This window comes from Nocardia sp. NPDC058480 (genome assembly GCF_042720495.1).
GTDB lineage: Bacteria > Actinomycetota > Actinomycetes > Mycobacteriales > Mycobacteriaceae > Nocardia.
The window spans coordinates 491,674-511,329 of sequence record NZ_JBHXMN010000002.1 but is presented as its reverse complement, the minus strand read 5'-3'; the positions used below and the strand labels follow the sequence as shown (position 1 = coordinate 511,329).

Here is a 19,656-nt window from a genome sequence, read left to right as displayed (position 1 = left end):
ACAGGGGGTCGTGGTGATCGTCGTTGTCGCGGACGAGAGCGAACTCGAAGGCGCAGAACAGATCGTCGGTGCTGCCGTCCGCGATCAGGCGTTTCAGGCGGGTGGCGTCGCCGTGTTCCGCTGCCATGTGCCGGAGAGCCGGGGCGGGTCGGTCGAGGTCGACGCCCTGGTGTGCACGCCGCAGAGCGTGACCATCGTGGAGGTGAAGGGATTCACCGCCCGCCAGGAAGGCACCCTCGCCACCCCGCCGAACGGGCCGTGGACCATCGACGGCGAACCGGCCGCGCTCTATCACGCCGTGCGGGTGCCGAACCCGTTCGTCCAGGTGCGTCGGCAGGTGTTCGCGGCCAAGAGCTTGCTGCAGCAGTCGGGGATCTTCGGCTGGGTGAACGCGGTGATCGCGTTGGTCTCCCAGCCCGGTGCCGAGATCACCATCGAGGAAACCAGAATCGCCGACGGGTACCGTGCGGTGCTGATCGATCGCGATGACGCCGGCGCGCTGCACGACTATTTCCAGGCGGAGAGCGGTCGCACCGTCCGGCTCAGTATCGATGACGTCACCCGGGTATTCGCCGCACTGAACCTGGGCCATCTGTTGCCCGCCTCCGATGAGCTGGTGGCACAGGGATTTCCGGCCGTTCTCGACCCTGCGACCACGTCTCGGCCCGCTGCCCCGACTGCCGTGGAGCCCGGCTCCCCTCCGGAGACAGCAGATTCCGCCACGCCAGCGAATCCCGCTGCGGCGCCGGCCAGTTCGACACGGGTCGCCCACGCGGCAACACCCGCTTTCCTCGCTGCGATCGACCGACTCGCCCATCGAACCCCGACGTCGACTCACCTCGAGGAGTCCGCGACACCGATACATTCCGAGGAAGCGGCACAACCGCCTTCTCCGAGCGAAGAATTCACCGACACACAGGCCGAGGAGGCGGACGACTCGGTGGCATCGGCCACAGCGATCGGACAGCCGACGCCCGAATCCGCATCCGCATCCGCTGAGCAGGGGACGAACGAGGCTCCCTCTTCCGAAGTTGCCGAGGACGACCCGTCACCGGATGTCCCTGAACCCGCACCGGACGACGAGGATGCCTTCACCGGGATCCCGGCCGACGCCGACGCGGGTCCGGCGGTCGGCTCAGGTGCCGTGGTTGGTACGGCCGCCGTGGTCGGTACGGCTGCCGCACTGGGTGCCGTTGGGGCGATCGGTACCACAGGGTCGACAGTCGGGACCGGATCGTGGAGTACCCCGTCGGCAGCGAGCAGCACCCCTGCCGTCGCGCCCCCGAACCGTTCCTCGGAACCCGAAGCGCACCAGGAGAACCCGGAGCACTGGTCCGATTGGGTCGAACGTGACCGGACGACGCGGCGACCGACTCCCTCGGAAAGGTGGCGGTCGTGGCGTCGGGGGAACGGTCCGTCGCTGATCGAGCGGTGGCACAATCGCCCCGTCCGGGAGCGCAGCACACCGAGGCGGGGCCTGCGCGTGGGGCCCGGTGTCGCGTTGCTGCTGTTCATCGCGCTGTTCGGGGCCGGGTTCTTCGCGATCACGGCGGTGCAGGCGAGCCGATTCGAGATGTCGGACTTCGACCGGATGTGTGGCGAGGACAAGAAACCGTTCCCGAATGCCGCGCCCTATCAGCGCGACGGCGCACGGCCGATCTACCTGTCCGGTGAACTCACGACCATGGTCCACCCGGACGATCCGGCCGCGTGGAATCCGGACGACCCCTCGACCGTGCAGCTCATCGCCTGCATGAAGCAGCTGGAACTGCGCGACCTCGTCCAGACCTGCCAGTACGGTCCCTCCCCCGGCACACCGATAGGGCGCACCGTCAACCTCTTCCGCGCGACCTACGAGGTAGCTGTCTACGAACTCCACACCGGACGCGAGGTCGCCAAGGCGACCATGCTCGGCGAACGCTATGCCGCCAACCCGTCGAACACCGACCAGGATCGTTGCCGCGCCGCCGCCGACGCCCCCGACTACCTCGGCCGCCGCCTCGGCCAGCCCTCGACAGCCCAGCTCACCGGCTTCCTGGCCCCGTTGGTCCACGCTCCCCGCTGAGCCCCCTTGACCTCGAGCGCACTCGAGGTAGCAGGATCACCCCGTGCCCCGAGCACAACCCGACACCGCGCCTACCCAGCGCCGGTCGCGCCTCCGCCGGTTCCTCGTACACCCATCGGCGGAGGCCGTCGGGCTCATCGGCTCACAGTGGGGCATCCATGGCGACCAGCACGACCTCGGCGAGATGCGGATCGAGTTCGCCCGGCTCGAAGCGGGTCGTTCCGATCACATGCCAGAACTGGCCCGCGACGTTTCCCTCGTATTTGTATCGCCCGTCGGGCGTCAACGCGGCCCATCCTTCGGGCAGTCCGAGCAGTACCGCGCGAATCGACGGTGGCGCGCCATGATCCGCCGCACCGGACCACAACATGACGTTTCCATCTTCGCTACCGCTGGCGAGCAGATCACCCGACGCATCGAACGCCAAGGTCGACACCCGGCGGCGATGACCTTCCAGGGTGTGCAGATGCCGACCGGTACCCATGTCCCACAACCGGATCACCAGGTCGTCGCCCGCGGTGGCGAGGATGCCACGCTCGGCGTCGATGGCCGCCGACCAGAGTTTTCCGGTGTGCCGCGTCAATTCGTGTACCGCCTCGCCCGACGTCACGTCCCAGATCCGTGCCGTGCCGTCCCAGGAGACGCTGGCGACGCGGTTATCGTGAAATGCCACCCCGTACACCCGGTCTCCGTGCCCGCGCAGAGTCTGCAAGCACTGCCCCGACTCCACATCCCAGATCCGAACAGCGGAGTCGTCGCAGCCGGATGCCATCAGCGCTCCGTCCGCGCTGAAGGCGAGGGATCGCACCCTGCCTCGATGCTCACGGTAGATCCCGTACTGGGCGCCGGTCGCGCGGTTCCAGATCGCCACGGTGTCGTCGTCGTTCGCCGTGGCGATGAGTTCACCGGACGGGTCGAACGCGATCGCCCAGATCGGTGCGTCCTCGATACTGATGTGGCGCTCATAGGAATCGGTGTCGAGGTTGAACAGGCTGAGTCTGCCGTCGTTGCCGACCGTGGCCAGCTGATGGGGCCGCACCGTGCTGAACAGCGCCGACTCGAAGGTCAGCAGGTGGTCGTCGCTGCCGGTCAGCGTGCGAACGAGCCGTCCGGTGACCGTGTCCCACAGCCGGACGACGCCGTCGTTGCCACGGGTGGACAACATCGCCGAGTCGGCGCTGAAGCCCACCGCCGTGGTTCGGCGGCCGTGCCCGGTGAGCAGGTATCGGCACGCGCCGGTGACCGGATCCCAGAAACGCGTGGTGAATTGGTCGTCGGTCACCACGAGCTGGGTGCCGTCGGGCCGGAACGCGAACGGCCAGATAGATCCGGTGTGGGCGGTGAGACGGTGCCGCAGCTGACCGGTCTCGGTCGCACGCAGGCAGACGAGCCCCGCGCTGTCCCCGGAGGCCAGCAGCTCACCCGACGGGTCGTAGGACAGCCAGTAGATCGCCGCGCTGTGTTCGGTCGGCGCGTGGAGTACCTCGCCGGTGTCGGTATTCCAGACGCGCAGCAGCCCGTCGGTGTCCCCGCTGGCCAGCAAGTCGCGGGAGGGGTGGAAGGCCAACGTGTAGATACGTCCGGTGTGGCCGGTCAGTCTGCCCGTGAGCGTGCACGTGACCGGGTCCCAGAGCGTCAGTATTCCGTCGACACCACCTACCGCTATCCGGGTGCCCGACGAGTCGAAGGCGATGCGGTAGGCGGCACCGCCCACTGCCTGGAATTCGCCTGTTTGCCTGCCGGTTTCGATGTCCCATAGGCGCACCATGCCGTTGCCGTAGGCGGCGGCGAGCGTGCGACCGTGCAGGGCGATGCTGTAGATCAAGGCCATGCCGTCTTCGGGTGGCGAACACTCGTGGTGCAGGTCCCCGCCGGGCAAGGACCACAGCCGCAGCACCCCATGCGCGTCACCGGTGGCGAGCAGATCGCCGTCGGGACCGAGCAGCACCGGCCACGGCCACTGTTCGTGACCACGCAGAATCCGTCGCAGTTCCCCACTGTCGGCATCCCAGATGCCGACCGTTCCGTCGCCGGAGCCGGTGATCAGCACCTGGTCGGTGTAGGCGACGGCAAAGGTGCGCACGCGGTGGGTCTGCAGCATCCGTAGCGGGCGACCGGTGTCGGCGTCACAGATCAGGACACCCCCGTCGTCACTGCCGATCGCGACCGTACCGCCGTCCGGGCGGTAGGCGACGGGCTGGGGCAGCCTGCCGCGGCTGGCGTGGAATCCGTGCCGCACACCCAGTGCGGCAGGAGCGAATTCGGTGTGCACCGATCCGCCGGGTACCACGGCCGCCCCGCGCAGATCCGCCCCCGCGGCGTGGCCGATCACGTCCAGGAGCGCGGCGCGTTGCCAGCGGCTACCCCGCCCACGCGAGCCGGTCAGGTCAGTACGGATCAGGCGCGCCCTGGTGAGGTCCGCGTCGGTCAGATCGGCGCCGACGAGGCGTGCTTCGTCCAGACGCGCCGCGACCAGCTGTGCACCGCGCAGCACCGCGTGCGTCAGGTTCGCCCCGATCAAGCGCGCACCGCTCAGATCGGCGCCGCTCAGATCGACCCCTTGCAGGTCGCGGTAGGAGAGGTCCTCGCCGGCCAATATCGCACCGCGTAGGTCCGAGCTCGGCGCCGTGCGCAGCCGAGTGGTGATCCGCAGCGCGTTGGTGCGTGAGTTCGGGTCCGCGGCTGCGTCGGACAACACCGACTCCGCCCAGGCGCGCAGCACGCGCGGGTCGGCAAGGTCGCACAGGAAATCTATGATGAGCAGCGATAATTGGGCCTGCGCGAGATGTGGCGCCCGCACGCCCGCGCCGAGCAGGTGGGCGATGTGATCGGCCACCAGCCACTCGGTCACCGAGGAATGGATGAACCCGAACAGGTCGTCGTCGGTGCGCACCAGCAGGCTGCCCGATCCGATGGCATGCGCCGACTGTTGGACCGACATTCGATCCTGGACGGCAGTGTCGGTGAGTTCCCTTGCCACTTCCGACAATTCGGCTGCACGCAGGTAGCCCCTACCGCTCTCCCACACCCGCAGCGCGAAAGCCGTGACGGCCCGCCATAATTCGTCCAGTCCCAGCCCCGGCAGCGATCCGGCCACAGTAGTCGTGCGGTCCACTTCGTAGCGAAGCCAGGAATCGAGAATTTCCCGATACAACGCGGCCGGGCCGATGGCGTTGGTCGTCCCCGCGGCCGCGCGCAATCGGCGCTCCTCGAGATCGGCGATGAAGCTGAGCATGCGCGGGTTCTGCGCGAGCCCGAGCAGATCCTGAATCCCCCTGATCAACTGCATTCGGGCGTCGGCGCGCCGCGTGTCACCGCCGTAGCGGTTGGTGAGGAAGGCATGGATCTGCGGCGGCGCGAACTCCTCGATATTGATGATGCGTCGGTCGTCGAGCAGACCGACCCGCTCGCCCAGCGCCGTCAAAACCTGGGCCCTTGACTCGAAATGCTGCGTCCGGCTCGCCACGATGATCTTCGCCTTGCCCACGGCAGCCTGCAGCAGGGTCTCGAGGTGGTCGGCCGCGAACTCGTAGCTGATCCGGGTCACCAACTCGTCGAAGCCGTCGAACAGCAGCACCACCCTGCCTTCGCGCAGCATGTACCGCAACGCTTTCAGATCGATGCGGTCTTCGCCGTGATTCGCCAGGTGGGCGGCCACCAGCCCGTCGACCGAGTGGGTCTTGTCGAGTGCTCGCAGGTCGATCAGAATCGGGATCAGCGCGGGCGTCGACTCACTGATCCGGCGGGCGAGCTCGCGCAGCGCAAACGTCTTGCCGCGCCCGAAGTCGCCGAGCAGGAGCACGAACCAGCCGTGATCGGCGGTCACGACGCCCATGAGTTCGGCGATCAGATCGTCGCGAATCGCGGTTTCGCTCTGTTCCAGCAGCCGAAATCGTTGCGGCACATACAACTCGGGCGGGTAGCGTCGGTCGGTGCGCAGGGCGAGCAGCTGTTGGGCGAGGTAGTCGGTCAGATCCAGCATGCCCTGGAACTCCAGAAAGCTGCGGATGCGTAAACCTTGACCCGCCGCCTCCTCCCGCAACGAACGGGCCGGAACCGCACCGCGATAGACGAGCTCGGAGCCGAATTCCGGGTCGTGTGCGAGGAAATCCTCGACCACCTGCCTGGACGGATCCCCCACATGGGCACCGATGCGCCACTGCGCGGCCATCCCGTCACGATGATGAGTGACGAACAGATGCGGTGGGTCCGCCTCGACACGCCTGATCCGCGCGCCCGGGTAGCGCGCCTCGCAGACCTCGGCGATGCGCTCCAGCAAACGCCCGTGCGGATCGACCACGGGCGCCGGGTCACCGGCCTGGTCATCGAAATCCGGATCGTCGTTCCCCGCGGATTCGATCATCTTCGCCTCGGCGGGCGCGGCCAAGGTCGCGGAGACGTTCGACCAGGACACGGGGATGACCGTGCGCTCGACCGCTCGATCATGGTGCTGGGCGGGATAGCGCGACATGCCCTCGGTCGTCAGGTGGATGATCTCCGCACTGCCCGGTGCCACGGCAGGCAGCACCGGCAGCACGCCACCCAACAGATCGGCGTGCACACCACCGGGTCCCGGCCCGTGCAGCAGGACGTTCAACCGGTTGCCGAGCAGCCGGGAGAGCGTCGTCGCGTCGCGTAGGAGCGCAGGGTCGGTGCGTGCGGCTCCCGCACCCGGCATGGGATCGTGGCGCACCACACCGAGGCGGAGCCATCCGCGTCCCTCGAACGCGCGCAGTTGCTCGGAGAACCAGGCGACCTGGGTCTGCCCCACACTGCCGTAGTCGTCTTCTTGACGATGCGTCGCGGCGATCGTCGAATTCAGACCGGCGACGACAACGCGCAAGTCCGCGATGGGAAACAGGGTCCACGGCTGCCCGGCGTCGAACACCAGATGATCCAGGCCTTGGTACAGCTCGCCGAACATGCGCTCGAACTGTTCCAGTTTCTCGAAGTAGGGCGGTTGGGGTAGCCGGTCGCGTGACTCGCAGCGCAGAAAGTAGCTCTCGCACGCCTTCTTCGACACATCGTGATTGCCGGGCACGACGATCAGCCGATCAGGTTCGAGACCGAGCAGAATTCGCAGCCCGGTCAGGAACGCGAGTGCGTCATCGACCTCGCGCGGATGCCCTGATTCGGTGAGATCACCGGAGACGACGATCAGATCCGGTGACGGCACGCCCTGATCGGACAAATGGATGACATCGGCCCAGATGCGTGATTGCAGTTCACCGGGATCGGCGGGCTCGTCGCGCCCGAACAGCCCGCGCCCGAATCGTGGTCCGGCGACGTGCAGCACCGACAGGCCGTCGCGCGCCTCGCGAGAACCACCTGATCCAGGAAAGCTCGGTGGCACAACAGGAGTCCGCCGGTGCTCCACAGTCTGTGCCGGGCCGAAGCCGTTGGGCACCAGCCGATCCCGCACCGCGGCACCGGCACCAGCCGGAAACTCCGGCCCGCGCACCGGTTTGGCTCGACCATCACGCATGTGGCCGACGCGATCCAGCAGGATATTGCGGGCGGTCTCGGCGCTGGCGACATTCAGCAGGTCCAGATAGGTGCGGGTCGCGAGCAGGCCTTCCAGCGCGCAATCGGCGACCCGCACCGGCAACAGCTTGTGTTCGTCGGTGCGAATTGCCGCCTGCCACTCCATTGTTCCGTAATAGGAGCTCAGGTAACTGTCGGACAGGATGGCGATCACGATGGCCGAGTCACGCACACCACGGTCCATGAAGTCGATGAAGTTCGTGCCCGGCACGAAGTCCCACGCCTGGATCAGCGTGCGGAATCCGGCGGTCTCCAACTGCCACGCCACCCAGGTTGCCCAGCGCTCGTCGGCCGGCGAATAGCTGATGAAGAAGAACTCGCGTGCCCGCCCCAGGTCCGTCACAGCTTCGAGTATGCGCTCCGAATGATCACCGCGACAGCCTCTTGCGCGGACGAGCACGCGTCCCTGGAGCCGCAATGCGATCATGGATCGGTGTCCGAAAAGGTCGACCAGCGACGTTGCGTCACACCACGACCGTGGATGGCACGACTACCACGGCTGTCGGTGCTGGACCGGATTCGCGTCGGCCTGCTCCTGGCCGGGTTGACGTTCGTCGCGACCGGGCTGCTGCCACGCGCCGAGGCGGCGGCGAACCTGCGTCGCGTGGGACCGTTGTTGCTGTTTCTCGCCAGCGTGATCGTGCTGGCCGAGCTCACCAGGGAAGCCAAGGTTTTCGATGTCATCGCCCATCGCATCGCCATCATCGGACGCGGCAACTACCTGGCCCTGTTCGCGCTGTGCGTGACCTTCGCCTCCGCGACAACGATTCTGCTGAATCTCGACACCACCGCCGTACTACTGACCCCGGTCATGCTCGCGCTCGCAGGACCGACCCGCATCCCGCCGCTGCCGTTGGCGATCACCACGCTGTGGTTGGCCAACACCGCGAGTCTGCTGTTGCCCGTTTCCAATCTGACGAATCTGCTGGCGGCGGATCGGATCGCCAAGAGCTCCACCGAATTCGCGGCGAGTATGTGGGCGCCGCAGATCGCCTCGATCACGGTGACGATGCTGTTGCTGTGGCTGTGGTACTGGCGCCGTGGTCGTCGCGACGCCGACCGCTACGTGCCGCCGGAACCCATCCGCACCGACGGAATGCGTGCGCGGACACTGCTGTACGCGACCGCGGGTGCGTGCTTGCTGTTCATTCTCGCGATTCCGGTGGTCGGTGATCAGATCGGTCTCGCCGCGGTGGTAGCCGCTGCGATCGCGGTCATCGCCTTCGCGATTCTGCGCCCCAGCGCACTGCGGTTGTCGTTGATCCCGTTCCAGTTACTGATCTTCGTGGTCGGATTGTTCCTGGTGGTGCCGACATTGAGCCGATGGGGACTCAACGACATCATGCACGGCCTGATCGGCGTCGACGACGGTATCGCTGGGGCGTTCCGCGCGGCGGCCGCGGGCGCCGGTCTGGCCAACGTGGCCAATAATCTGCCTGCCTACACCGCTGGGGAATCCGTCATCCCGGTCGAGAACGGGACACAGCTGCTCGCGCTGCTCATCGGCACGAACGTCGGGCCGGTCGTCACTCCGTGGGCGTCGCTGGCGACGCTGATCGGGCTGGAGTTCTGTCGCACCCACGGGGTGCGCGTCCCGATGCTCCGGTTCGTCTGCACCGGGTTCGCACTGGCCCTCGGCGCGACGGCCGCCGCGGTCATCGCGCTGCTGCTCACCGCCTGACTTCTCGATTTCCCGGCCCACCGACGGGGTCGCGCGGCCTATCCTGGAATCACCGAACCGGGAGGGGGCCCGATGTCACGACTGCTGAACTGGTTGCGTACCAACGTCGATGGCGCGCTGGCTCTGACCATCGCGGTGATCATCGGCGCGATCGCTGTGATGGATCCGCTGTCGAATCAGATCGAGCTCGAACCAGCGGTCATCGACGGCGCGATGCTGCTCGTGCTCGCCCTGCTCGCGACCACGCTGCTGCGTGACCGGCGCATCGCCACCAAAGCGGTCAGCGACGCGACCGCGGTCCATCTGCTGTACGGACCCGAGATCGGCCACGCGCACACCCTCGCTCGACGCGACACCGAGCAGTGGATCTTCAAGGGGGGCACCGGAACCTACATCCGAGCCGTCACCCTGCGCGCGTGCGTCGAGAACGCGCGGCGTGAGCAACGCCCTCTGCGCATGCAGATCGAGATCCTCGATCCGTCCAACGAGGCGCTGTGTAAGACCTACGCACAGTTCCGGTCCTCGCTCACGCCGGAAGCCGACCGCACCGGCGAGCAGTGGACCACCGAACGCACCCGCAAGGAGGCCTACGCGACGGTGCTCGCGGCCTGCTGGTACCGGCAACGGTTCACCTTCCTGACCATCGACGTGGGATTGTCCGCGGTGATGACGACCTTCCGCTGGGACCTCTCGTCGAGTTGCGTCATTGTCACGCAGGACAATCCGAATACCCCGGCGCTGATGTTCGAACGGGACCGACCCTATTACCGTGACTTCAGCCGCGAGCTGGTCGCCAGTTTCAAGCAGACCAGCCAGGTTCCGCTGTATCGGTGCGAGGACCTGCCGTTGGCGGACGAACCTTCCGTCGACCAGACCCGGCGACTGTTCGACGCGCTGGGATTGGGGCTGCCGACCTCGTTCACCGACCGCGACGTCGCCGATATCGTGCGCCGTGCGCTCCAGCCGAGAAACCCGTACTGATGTCGGCCTACACCCGGCTCCGTTCGCTGCTCGCCTCGGCGGACGCGACCGCCGAGGTGCGTGCCTGGGTGCACGGCTATCTGACCGACGTGGCGACCGGCGTGGTCGAGGTCGTGGCGGTGCGGCATCCGTTGGGGTTCACCTGTTTTCCGGTCTGGCGACAGGAGGACTCCGGCATCTGCTTGCATGTGTGGAGTACTGACCGGCGTGCCGCGACGACGACGTCGATGGTGCACGCCCACAGCTGGAACCTGGTCAGCCATGTCCTGTACGGCACGGTCGTCAACGAGATCATCGATGTCTCGGCCGATTCGGACGCGGGTACACATCTGGTTTTCGAAGTGCGTAGCGACATCGACGGCGATACCGTCCGCGCCACCCACCGCTCGGTCCGATACCGCAGCCGCTCGCGCGAGGTGTTCCGCGACGGCGACGTATACACGTTGCCGCACAGCGAGTTCCACGTCACCGATGTGTTGAGCACCGCCGCCACCCTGGTCCTGGGCGAACACATCCCCGGCGAACTCGACCTGTCACTGGGTGATCCCGGCACCACCGATCATCGTGTCGAACGCACACCGCACAGTTCCCAGCGGACGCGGGAGCTAGCCGAAGCCGTCCTGGCGCGCCTCCGAACGGATTGCCCCACCAATGGCCTGGAGGAACGGTGCGACACAGCGAACTCATAGATCTCACACTCGAACGAGACGTCGTCGAGCGCGCCGCCGCGACCGCACGGGAGACCGCGATCCGCGCCGGGCAGCTGATCCACTCACGTCTGACCCAGCCGCTCGGCATCCGGGTCAAGGACGCGGGCGGCGATCTGGTCAGCGATCTGGACATCGGCGCCGAGAAGATCATCCTTCGCGATCTGCGCCGAGCATTCCCCCACCACCGCGTCATCGCCGAGGAATCCGGCGAACTCGACGGCGAGCCGGAATGGTGCTGGTTCATCGACCCACTCGACGGCACCAATAATCTCGCAGTCGGTCTGCCGGTCTTCAGCATCGGTATCGCGTTGTGCCACTTCGGGACCCCGGTGATGGGTGTCGTACACGAACCGATGACCGGCAGTACGTGGTCGGCCATTCGGGGACGAGGCGCGGTCGGGCCGAATGGTGCGCTGCGACCTCAGGTGCCACCCCGGCCGGTGGGCGGTCCCGTCCTGGCGTGGTTACAGGGGTATCCGGTCGGTCGTACCGACCCGACAGCCATCGCGCTTCGACTCGCGCTGGAAACCCACTCCCGGCGCCTCATCCAGCTGTGGTCGCCCCTGCTGTGCTGGATCATGTTGAGCCGTGGGCTGATACACGGTTTCGTCGGCTACCGCGCCGGGTTGATCGACTTCCCCGCAGGCAGTGTGATCGCCCGTGAATGCGGTGTCGAGATCACCGGCTTCGACCGGACTCCACTGCCCGAAGCCATCGATGACCCGTCGGGCGAAGTGAGCTTCCTGGCCGGTGGGCCGGTGGCCGTCGACGAGCTGGCGCAGCTCGTCCGATCTGTCGTGCGCAAGCCGGATCCGCCCGCTAGCCTGTAGCGCATCGCCGCGGACGAATCACCCGGGCGATCTCGGCGAAAAGGGGTGGCCGCCATGAGTTTTCCCGCACGCGTCGTCGCAGCTGCGATGTGGATCAAGAGCAATTTCGAGACTGCGATCGCCATCATCCTGGCTGTCACACTGAGCGTGCTCGGGCTGGTCGACCCCAGCAGGCAAGAGCTGCTGACCAAGGTCATTCCCCTCACTCTCGGCGTGATCGCCTTCGCCATTCTGCGTGATCGATGGCGACAGGAGGCGATGAACGCCCAGGTACGACAGTCCCTCACCGACATCGCGCACACACTGCACGAGCTGAACGACCGGCGCGACCGGGCCTCGGCGATCGACGAACTACTCACCAGTACCCAGCGCACGCTCGACAGCATGTCGGCAGTCCGATTCGCCAAGGGCGACGAGGTATCGGAAGTGCTCGCCAAGGCACGGACCGAAACCGATCGCTGGATCTTCAAGGGCGGCACCGGGGCTCACACCCGCGTTGTCACGCTGCCCGACTGCCTGCACCGGGCTCATCGCAATCGCCGGGAGTTGCTGGTCCGACTGGAAATCCTCGATCCGACCGATCGCGACCTGTGCTCTCGTTATGCCGCGCTCTACCGCTCGCTGGCCGAGGGCGCCGACGACGACGCGCGTACCTGGACGGCGAAAGGCACGCAGATCGAGGTGTATGCCACTATCGCCGCGGCATGCTGGCACAAACAACGACTGCCGCAATTGCTCGACATCCAGATCGGCCTCACGTCATCGGTGTCGCTGTTCCGGTGGGATCTGTCCACCCGCTTTCTGATCGTCACCCAGCGCGGACCGCGATTCCCCGCCATGATCATCGAGCGCGACCGCCCCTATTACGACTCCTGGAACATCGAACTCAGGACCAGCTTCGCCGAATCCCGGCCGGTCGCGATCGACCGCGCGACATCGGTTCGGCTCGACGACGAGCCGACCGTCGACCAGGTACGCGAACTGTTCGACACCTTGGACATGGGCCTGCCCGGCGATTTCGACAATGCCGACGTCGCAGACATCATCACCAAAGCACTCCAGGACCGCGATCGAGCGGTCCGGGGTGCGGGCGATACCGCAGCGTAAGGGTCGCCCTTCGGTGCTGGGCCGCGACAACAGCAGCCGGGGAACCCCTTGATACGAGTTCGATTGCGGCAGTGGCAAGCTGGCAGAGTGGAACAGCCGAACGTCCCGCAGGGGCACCAGACCTGGCAACCGCCGCCGGGGCCGAACGATCAGTGGCGACCGCCCCGCGGTCGTCGCAAGCGGCCGGGCCATCGGGAGCAGCAGGCGCGCAATGCGCGTTTGTTCGGCGGCAAACGTAAGTGGGTTCTGCTCGCGCTGGCGGCGGTCGTGCCGATCAGCGCGGTCGGCTTGGTCGCCTGGGGTCTGATCTCGCCGCGATCGGATACGGAGCGGACCGGCGATTGCGGGTACTACACCGATCCGACGCGAGGTGGCTGGGACTTCCATCGACGGGCATGTACCGACTCTGACGCGGTATTGGTCATCACCAGCGCGTGGAGTACGCAGAAATGCGCGACGGGTGACACGGATTTCTCCCGCAGTCGCCGGAAGAATGTCAACAACCCCATGAAGCACCTGTGCACTCACCTCAACGCGAAAGTCGGTGAGTGTGTCAACGATCCGGGCAACGTGAACGCCCACCTGTACCGCATACGCAAAATTCCCTGTGGCGCAGGGGCATTCAAGGTCAATACTCGCGTCGAAGCCACTGACCCGAACGTCTGCAACACAGCACGCAAGCAGTTTCGCGAGACGAAGGCGGTGACCCACACCTCGCCGGCGGTCTCGTTCTGCCTACACAAGATCTGACCGACCAGGCGAGCCCGCAGACGACAACAGCCGCACGTTCACAGTGAACATGCGGCTGTGACAACGGGATTCACGCCGAGACGGTGATTTCCCATTCGTGGATCGTCAGTTCCGATGCGCCGGTGCTGTGCAGCGGATCGGTGTGCACCAGTGCTGTTGCGGCAGCATGGCTTTCGGCCAGCACAACGTAGGCACCACCGGTGCCGTCGGTGAAGCCGCCGCTTTCCTGGAGTCGGCCTTGCGCGAGCAGTTCCTGCAGGAAGGTGCGGTGCGGTTCGATCACCGAGGCATCGAACTTCGGGGTGCGCACGGCCATCACGAGGTACTTGCGCGCCACGGTCAGGACTCCGTCTCGCCGCGCGCGGCCTTCGTGGCGGCCGTGGCAGCCGCCGCGGCGCGAACCTGGGGTGCCACCTGCACGACCTGGCCGAGCACGCCGTTCACGAACGACGGGGAGTCGTCGGTGGACAGTTCCTTGGCCAGCTCGACGGCCTCGTCGACCGCGACAACCGGGGGCACGTCGGTGGCGTGGAACAGTTCCCACACCGCGATCCGCAGGATGGCCCGGTCGACGGCGGGCAGCCGCTGCAGGGTCCAGTCCTGGAGGTAACCCTCGATGGTGCCGTCGACCCGGTCGAGGTCGTCGGCGACGCCCTCGACGAGGGTGGTGGTGTAGGCGTGCACGGGGGCCACGCTCTGGTCGCGGGTCGCGAGCTCAGCGCGATCCGAGAGCAGCACGGAGACGTCGACATCGCGCGCCTCCGCCTCGAACAGCAGGTCCACGGCCCGGCGGCGCGCCTTGTGACGCGCGCCGAGCTTCTTGAACGAGCCCTTCTTGTCTGCCGGGGAGTCGGTCACGATCAGCCGTTGACGCGGCCGAGGTAGCTGCCGTCGCGCGAGTCGATTTTCAGCTTGTCACCGGTGTTGATGAACAGCGGGACGGCCACCTCGGCGCCGGTTTCCAGGGTGGCGGGCTTGGTGCCACCGGTGGAGCGGTCGCCCTGCAGACCGATGTCGGTGTGCTGCACGACCAGCTCGATGGTGACGGGAAGCTCCACGAACAGCGGCGCCTCCTCGTGCACGGCGACCTGCACGCCCATGTTCTCCAGCAGGAAGCGAGCACCGTCACCGATGGTCGCCTCCGGGATGGAGATCTGGTCGTAGGTGTCACCGTCCATGAAGATGTAGTCGGTGCCGTCGTGGTACAGGTAGGTCATGTCGCGACGGTCGACGGTCGCGGTCTCGACCTTGACACCCGCGTTGAAGGTCTTGTCGACGACCTTGCCGGACACGACGTTCTTCAGCTTGGTCCGCACGAACGCAGGGCCTTTGCCCGGCTTGACGTGCTGGAATTCGATGATCTGCTGGAGCTGACCGTCGATCTTCAGCACAAGGCCGTTCTTGAAGTCGCTGGTGTCCGCCACTGTCCTCGGATCTCCTCGTTCGTTTTACTGCGTACTGGGGGTTACTGCGTTCTGCGCGCCGACGTCAGTCGACGACGATCAAGTCCTTGCTGGTGCGGGTGAGCAGTTCCGGGCCCGCTTCGCGCACCACGAGCGTGTCCTCGATCCGGACCCCGCCGCGGCCGGGAAGGTATACACCAGGTTCGACGGTCACCGCCACACCAGCGAGAAGTGTACCGGTACTCGTTTTCGCCACTCCGGGTGCTTCATGGATCTGCAGCCCGACCCCGTGACCCAGACCGTGCACGAACTGCGGGCCGTACCCCGCGTCTTCGATGATCATCCGGGCCGCGGCGTCGACCTCGCTGGTCTGCGCGCCGGGTTTGAGCGCCTCGGTTCCCGCGCGTTGTGACCGGGCGACCAGTTCGTAGATGTCGCGCTGCCAGTCGGCGGGGGTGCCCAACATCAGGGTGCGGGTCATATCGGAGTGGTAGCCGTTGACCACCGCGCCGAAATCGAACTTCACGAAGTCGCCGGTGGCCAGGATCGCGCCGGTCGGACGGTGATGCGGGATCGCCGAATTGGCTCCCGCCGCGACGATCGTCTCGAAGGAGATCGCCTCGGCACCGTGCTCGAACATCGCCCATTCGAGGTCGCGGGCAACCTGACGTTCGGTGCGGCCCGGACGCAGCAGACCGCGCTCGAGCAAGGTGGCAAGACCCGCGTCGGCGGCCGCGCACGCCGCGCTCAACTGGTCGACCTCGTAGGGATCTTTGACCATGCGCAACTGTTCGACCAGGCCCGCGGCGGGGACGAGCTGCAGCCCGGTGCGCAGTTCCCGGAACGCGGAGTGCTGATCGACGGTCACCACATGGCTTTCGAAGCCGACGCGACCCAGTTGCCATTCCCCGGCCAGCTCGAGTATGCGACGCGCGGTGGCCCGGCAGATCTCGGCCTGCAGATCGGGGACCTGAGCGCCCACCTGAGCGGAGTACCGGCCGTCGGTGCCGATGATGGTGCGGTCCTCGGCGCCGCGCATATCCCACGAATGCACCAGCACAACGGCATTGGATCCGGTGAAGCCGGTCAGGTAGCGGACGTTGACCAAATCGGTCACCAGCAACGCGTCGACACCGTTTTCCACCAGCAGGCTCCGCAGGGCACCGCGCCGGGCCGCGTAATCGGGAGCCGTGTAGTCAGCACACATGGGTCAACGCTACCGCCCAACGGGCGACACGTCGGCACGCGATGCTCGGGATTTCGTGTCGGCCGGCAATTGGATACGGCTTTGTTCACATGCGCGGAAGTTGTCCACATTCTCGGGTACGACCCACTTTCGGCGGTCACGCCGCAGCACGATCGATCCCATGACCACTGCCGCGTTCTGTTGCCTCATCGCCTGGTGTCTGCTGCTCGGCGTCATCGATATCCATGCCCGTCGTCTGCCCAACGCGCTGACCGGCGTCGGTGCGGCCGCGGTGTTCCTGTTCGCCCTGTCGACCGGGGAATTGGGGACCGCGGTGATAGGTGCCGCGCTGTTGACGATGCCGTATCTGGTTGCCCACCTACTCTCCCCTGCCGCACTCGGGGCCGGTGATGTGAAGCTCGCGGTGGCGCTCGGGGCCGCCGCGGCGATCGCCGGGCCACCTGCCTGGGTGTGGGCCGCGGTGGCCGCTCCGCTGCTGACTGCCGCGGCAGCGGTGGTGCTGCTCGGCGGTGATCGACTGCGGCTGGTGCTCGGACATGGTTCACGCCGGGTGCGGGCGGCACCGTCTCGACGGTTGGTTCCGCATGGGCCGGCCATGTGCCTGGCCACGGTGACCGCGATGGCGCTGGCATGACAGGCGGTGCGACGCGCCGAGATGATCCCGGTGACGGGGTTTTGTCGCCGGCCCGGAGCAGGCCGGTTCGGCTGGATCAGGGCGGTGGTCGCCACCGCGCGGCCCGGTGCGGCGGCCACGTGCCGCTCATCACGTCGGCCCGCATTCCCGACTACACGTGTCGACATGGGAAGATGGTCGGCGTGTTGCGCTGGATAACTGCCGGAGAATCCCATGGTCCCGCTCTCGTCGCCCTCCTGGAAGGGATGGTCGCCGGAGTCGAGGTGACATCGGACGATGTCTCCGCACAGCTCGCCCGCCGCCGGCTCGGTTACGGGCGCGGCGCCCGGATGAAGTTCGAGGCCGACAAGGTCACCCTGGTCGGTGGCGTGCGCCACGGCCGCACCATGGGTGGTCCGGTCGCGATCGAGATCGCCAACTCCGAGTGGCCCAAGTGGACCGAAGTGATGTCGGCCGATCCGATCGACGAAGCCGAGCTCGCGGGAATGGCGCGCAACGCGCCGCTGACCCGCCCGCGCCCCGGGCACGCCGATTACTCCGGGATGCTCAAGTACGGCTTCGACGACGCCCGCCCGGTGCTCGAGCGGGCCAGCGCCCGGGAGACCGCGGCCCGCGTCGCCGCCGGAACCTTCGCGCGCAACTTCCTGCGTCAGGCCTTCGGCGTCGAGGTCATCTCGCATGTGGTGTCGATCGGCACCGCGGCCAACACCACCGGTGTCACACCGGGTCCGGCCGATCTCGACGCGATCGATGCCAGCCCGGTGCGCGCGTTCGACGCCGAGGCCGAGGCGGCCATGATCGCCGAGATCGAAGCGGCGAAGAAGGACGGCGACACCCTCGGCGGTGTCGTCGAGGTGATCGTGGACGGGCTGCCCATCGGGCTCGGCTCGTTCGTCAGCGGCGAGCAACGCCTCGATTCGCGCCTGGCCGCCGCCCTCATGGGCATCCAGGCGATCAAGGGTGTCGAGGTGGGCGACGGGTTCGAGACCGCGCGCCGACGCGGCAGCCTGGCCCACGACGAGATGCGTCCCGGTCCCGACGGCGTGCTGCGCTCGACCAACCGCGCAGGCGGACTCGAAGGCGGCATGACCAACGGCGAAGCACTGCGGGTGCGTGCCGCGATGAAGCCGATCTCGACCGTGCCGCGCGCGCTGTCGACGGTCGACATGTCCAGCGGCGAACAGGCCGTGGCCATCCACCAGCGCTCCGACGTGTGCGCGGTGCCCGCGGCGGCCGTTGTCGCGGAATCGATGGTGGCACTGGTGCTGGCGCAGGCCGCGCTGGAGAAGTTCGGTGGTGACTCGCTGGCCGAGACCGTCGACAACATCACCAGTTACGTCAAGCGGATCGGCAGCCGCCCACACGTGCCCGCGGACAGCCGTATCCCGTGACCGAGCAGGGGCAGGAGGGGACCGCGCCGGAGAGCGACGCGGACCCCTCACCGGCGACCGTCGAGCCCGGTGCTCCTGACACCGGCGCCGACGACCGGATCGCACCGCTGGCGCGGGTGGTGCTGGTCGGGCTGCCCGGCTCGGGGAAGTCGACGATCGGGCGCAAGCTGGCCAGGGAACTCGGGGTGGTGCTCTACGACACCGACGCGGGGATCGAGGCCGATACCGGGCGCACCATTCCCGATATCTTCGCCACCGACGGTGAGGCGGAGTTCCGCCGGATCGAAGAAGAGGTGGTGCGCCGCGCCGTGCTCTCCCACGCCGGTGTGGTCTCCCTCGGTGGTGGATCGGTGCTGTCCGCGCGGACCAGGGATCTGCTGCGTGACGCGACGGTCGTCTACCTGGAAATCAGTGTGTCCGAAGGGGTTCGGCGCACCGGCGCGAGCAATACCCGCCCGCTGCTCAACGGTGTCGACCCGGCCGCCAAGTACCGGGATCTGATGCGTGAGCGTCGCCCGCTCTACCGCGAGATCGCCACCGTGCGCGTGCGCACCGACGGACGGAGTCCGGGTCGGGTGGTGCGGATGATCCTGGCCAAGCTGGGCCTGGAATCGGTACGCACCGACCTCGACGCCACGCGCTCGACCACCGGAAATGTCACCGCGGCTTCGGGTTCGGTCACCAGCAGGCCCGGCACCGGGAGCAACCGGTCCAAGAACCGGCGGCGGGCCAGGGCACGTGCCGCCGCCGCGCGCAGAGGCGGCAGCGAGCAGACGGGCGTGGTGGCAACCGAGCGTCGCGGCAGCGTCGACGACCGGAATCGTTCGGCGGCAACACAATCCGCAGCCGACGGTGCCGCGGTCGACGAAACAACCGGTGCCGCTCGCACCGGTGGTACAGCACAGAGCGAGTCACGCACGGCAGGCAGTCGACGGTCGCGGCGTACCAGGTCGCGCCGAGGAGGCGCACGCATCCGGTCGGCGACCAGTGCTACCACCCGAGATTCGGACAGCTCGTCGAGTGCCACGCCCGCGAACCAGGAAGGCCGCGCGGACTCACGGACGGCAGGCCGTGCGGGCAACGCCGAGAACCCGTCGGGCAACCGCGACGCCGCCGGTGGTCGGGCGGGCAACCGCAATGCCGCTGGTAGCCGGGTCGGCGGGCGCAACGCGGTCTCGGGCGCCCAGGCGAGCAGTCGCAGCGTCGGCCGAGGCAGGCGGGCATCCAGCCGCGAGGCCGGTGCCCCGGGACGGGCGGGTCACCGTAGTGGCGAGTCCGCGGAACCCTCGGGCTCGGCGACGTCGCAACAGGTTCAGCGGGCCGGGCCACCCGGTGACGCGGAACGCGGGACGA

The 19,656-nt window shown here is 67.3% G+C and carries 14 protein-coding genes and 1 pseudogene; 10 read left to right on the top strand and 5 right to left on the bottom strand.

All coding sequences use genetic code 11. From position 1 onward, the window contains the following. The first annotated feature begins 13 nt into the window (after positions 1 to 13). Complete coding sequence (locus ACFWO8_RS07930; RefSeq protein WP_378945502.1) at positions 14 to 2,065, top strand: NERD domain-containing protein; 2,052 nt, start codon at positions 14 to 16, stop codon at positions 2,063 to 2,065. A 142-nt stretch (positions 2,066 to 2,207) separates the two neighbouring features. Here ACFWO8_RS07930 and ACFWO8_RS07925 read toward each other — a convergent pair whose 3' ends face one another. Then, positions 2,208 to 7,952, bottom strand: coding sequence for a TIR domain-containing protein (locus ACFWO8_RS07925; RefSeq protein WP_378945497.1), 5,745 nt, complete (start codon positions 7,950 to 7,952; stop codon positions 2,208 to 2,210). A 138-nt stretch (positions 7,953 to 8,090) separates the two neighbouring features. Here ACFWO8_RS07925 and ACFWO8_RS07920 point away from each other — a divergent pair, with 138 nt between their 5' ends. The 6 genes from ACFWO8_RS07920 to ACFWO8_RS07895 all read left to right on the top strand — a co-directional run bounded on the left by ACFWO8_RS07920 (position 8,091) and on the right by ACFWO8_RS07895 (position 13,668). Next, on the top strand, positions 8,091 to 9,290 hold the full coding sequence (locus ACFWO8_RS07920; protein WP_378945493.1) for an SLC13 family permease: 1,200 nt from the start codon (positions 8,091 to 8,093) through the stop codon (positions 9,288 to 9,290). A 72-nt stretch (positions 9,291 to 9,362) separates the two neighbouring features. Continuing rightward, entirely contained in the window at positions 9,363 to 10,271 is a 909-nt protein-coding gene (locus ACFWO8_RS07915) for a hypothetical protein (RefSeq protein WP_378945488.1), read from the top strand. Then, on the top strand, positions 10,271 to 10,960 hold the full coding sequence (locus tag ACFWO8_RS07910; protein ID WP_378945485.1) for a hypothetical protein: 690 nt from the start codon (positions 10,271 to 10,273) through the stop codon (positions 10,958 to 10,960). Before ACFWO8_RS07915 ends, ACFWO8_RS07910 begins: the two co-directional genes overlap by 1 nt. Continuing rightward, positions 10,939 to 11,811 (top strand): inositol monophosphatase family protein, encoded by an 873-nt coding sequence (locus ACFWO8_RS07905; protein ID WP_378945482.1) that lies wholly within the window; start codon positions 10,939 to 10,941, stop codon positions 11,809 to 11,811. The genes ACFWO8_RS07910 and ACFWO8_RS07905 overlap by 22 nt, the downstream gene beginning before the upstream one ends. Before the next feature lie 54 nt (positions 11,812 to 11,865). Continuing rightward, on the top strand, positions 11,866 to 12,918 hold the full coding sequence (locus tag ACFWO8_RS07900; protein ID WP_378945479.1) for a hypothetical protein: 1,053 nt from the start codon (positions 11,866 to 11,868) through the stop codon (positions 12,916 to 12,918). A gap of 63 nt (positions 12,919 to 12,981) precedes the next feature. Beyond that, the gene (locus ACFWO8_RS07895; RefSeq protein WP_378945476.1) at positions 12,982 to 13,668 is read left to right on the top strand and encodes a hypothetical protein; all 687 of its coding nucleotides are present in this window, start codon (positions 12,982 to 12,984) and stop codon (positions 13,666 to 13,668) included. Between the two features lie 70 nt (positions 13,669 to 13,738). On the opposite strand, the gene ACFWO8_RS07890 is transcribed toward ACFWO8_RS07895, so the two are convergent. The 4 genes from ACFWO8_RS07890 to ACFWO8_RS07875 form a co-directional block, all read right to left on the bottom strand. Continuing rightward, positions 13,739 to 14,005, bottom strand: a complete 267-nt coding sequence (locus tag ACFWO8_RS07890; protein WP_378945473.1) for a YciI family protein — start codon at positions 14,003 to 14,005, stop codon at positions 13,739 to 13,741. Positions 14,006 to 14,007: 2 nt separating this feature from the next. Beyond that, positions 14,008 to 14,526 (bottom strand): transcription antitermination factor NusB, encoded by a 519-nt coding sequence (gene nusB, locus ACFWO8_RS07885; protein ID WP_378945470.1) that lies wholly within the window; start codon positions 14,524 to 14,526, stop codon positions 14,008 to 14,010. 2 nt (positions 14,527 to 14,528) lie between these two features. Then, positions 14,529 to 15,092, bottom strand: a complete 564-nt coding sequence (gene efp / locus ACFWO8_RS07880) for an elongation factor P (RefSeq protein WP_056810621.1) — start codon at positions 15,090 to 15,092, stop codon at positions 14,529 to 14,531. A 64-nt stretch (positions 15,093 to 15,156) separates the two neighbouring features. Further along, positions 15,157 to 16,278: a M24 family metallopeptidase gene (locus ACFWO8_RS07875; RefSeq protein ID WP_378945465.1), complete on the bottom strand. Its 1,122-nt coding sequence runs from the start codon at positions 16,276 to 16,278 to the stop codon at positions 15,157 to 15,159. Between the two features lie 160 nt (positions 16,279 to 16,438). Between ACFWO8_RS07875 and ACFWO8_RS07870 the strand changes: the two genes are divergently transcribed. The 3 genes and pseudogenes from ACFWO8_RS07870 to ACFWO8_RS07860 form a co-directional block, all read left to right on the top strand. Continuing rightward, a complete protein-coding gene (locus ACFWO8_RS07870) occupies positions 16,439 to 16,912 on the top strand; it encodes a prepilin peptidase (protein WP_378945461.1) in 474 nt (157 codons plus the stop codon). 182 nt (positions 16,913 to 17,094) lie between these two features. Then, the gene (gene aroC / locus ACFWO8_RS07865; protein WP_378945456.1) at positions 17,095 to 18,303 is read left to right on the top strand and encodes a chorismate synthase; all 1,209 of its coding nucleotides are present in this window, start codon (positions 17,095 to 17,097) and stop codon (positions 18,301 to 18,303) included. A 98-nt stretch (positions 18,304 to 18,401) separates the two neighbouring features. Then, positions 18,402 to 19,118 (top strand): annotated as a pseudogene (locus ACFWO8_RS07860) (shikimate kinase); the annotation flags it as partial. Between the last annotated feature and the right edge of the window lie 538 nt (positions 19,119 to 19,656).

Coding starts and splice junctions, on each gene's coding strand:
- ACFWO8_RS07920 (WP_378945493.1), top strand. CDS start 8,091: ATGGCACGACTACCACGGCTGTCGGTGCTGGACCGGATTCGCGTCGGC.
- ACFWO8_RS07915 (WP_378945488.1), top strand. CDS start 9,363: ATGTCACGACTGCTGAACTGGTTGCGTACCAACGTCGATGGCGCGCTG.
- ACFWO8_RS07910 (WP_378945485.1), top strand. CDS start 10,271: ATGTCGGCCTACACCCGGCTCCGTTCGCTGCTCGCCTCGGCGGACGCG.
- ACFWO8_RS07900 (WP_378945479.1), top strand. CDS start 11,866: ATGAGTTTTCCCGCACGCGTCGTCGCAGCTGCGATGTGGATCAAGAGC.
- ACFWO8_RS07875 (WP_378945465.1), bottom strand. CDS start 16,278: ATGTGTGCTGACTACACGGCTCCCGATTACGCGGCCCGGCGCGGTGCC.
- ACFWO8_RS07870 (WP_378945461.1), top strand. CDS start 16,439: ATGACCACTGCCGCGTTCTGTTGCCTCATCGCCTGGTGTCTGCTGCTC.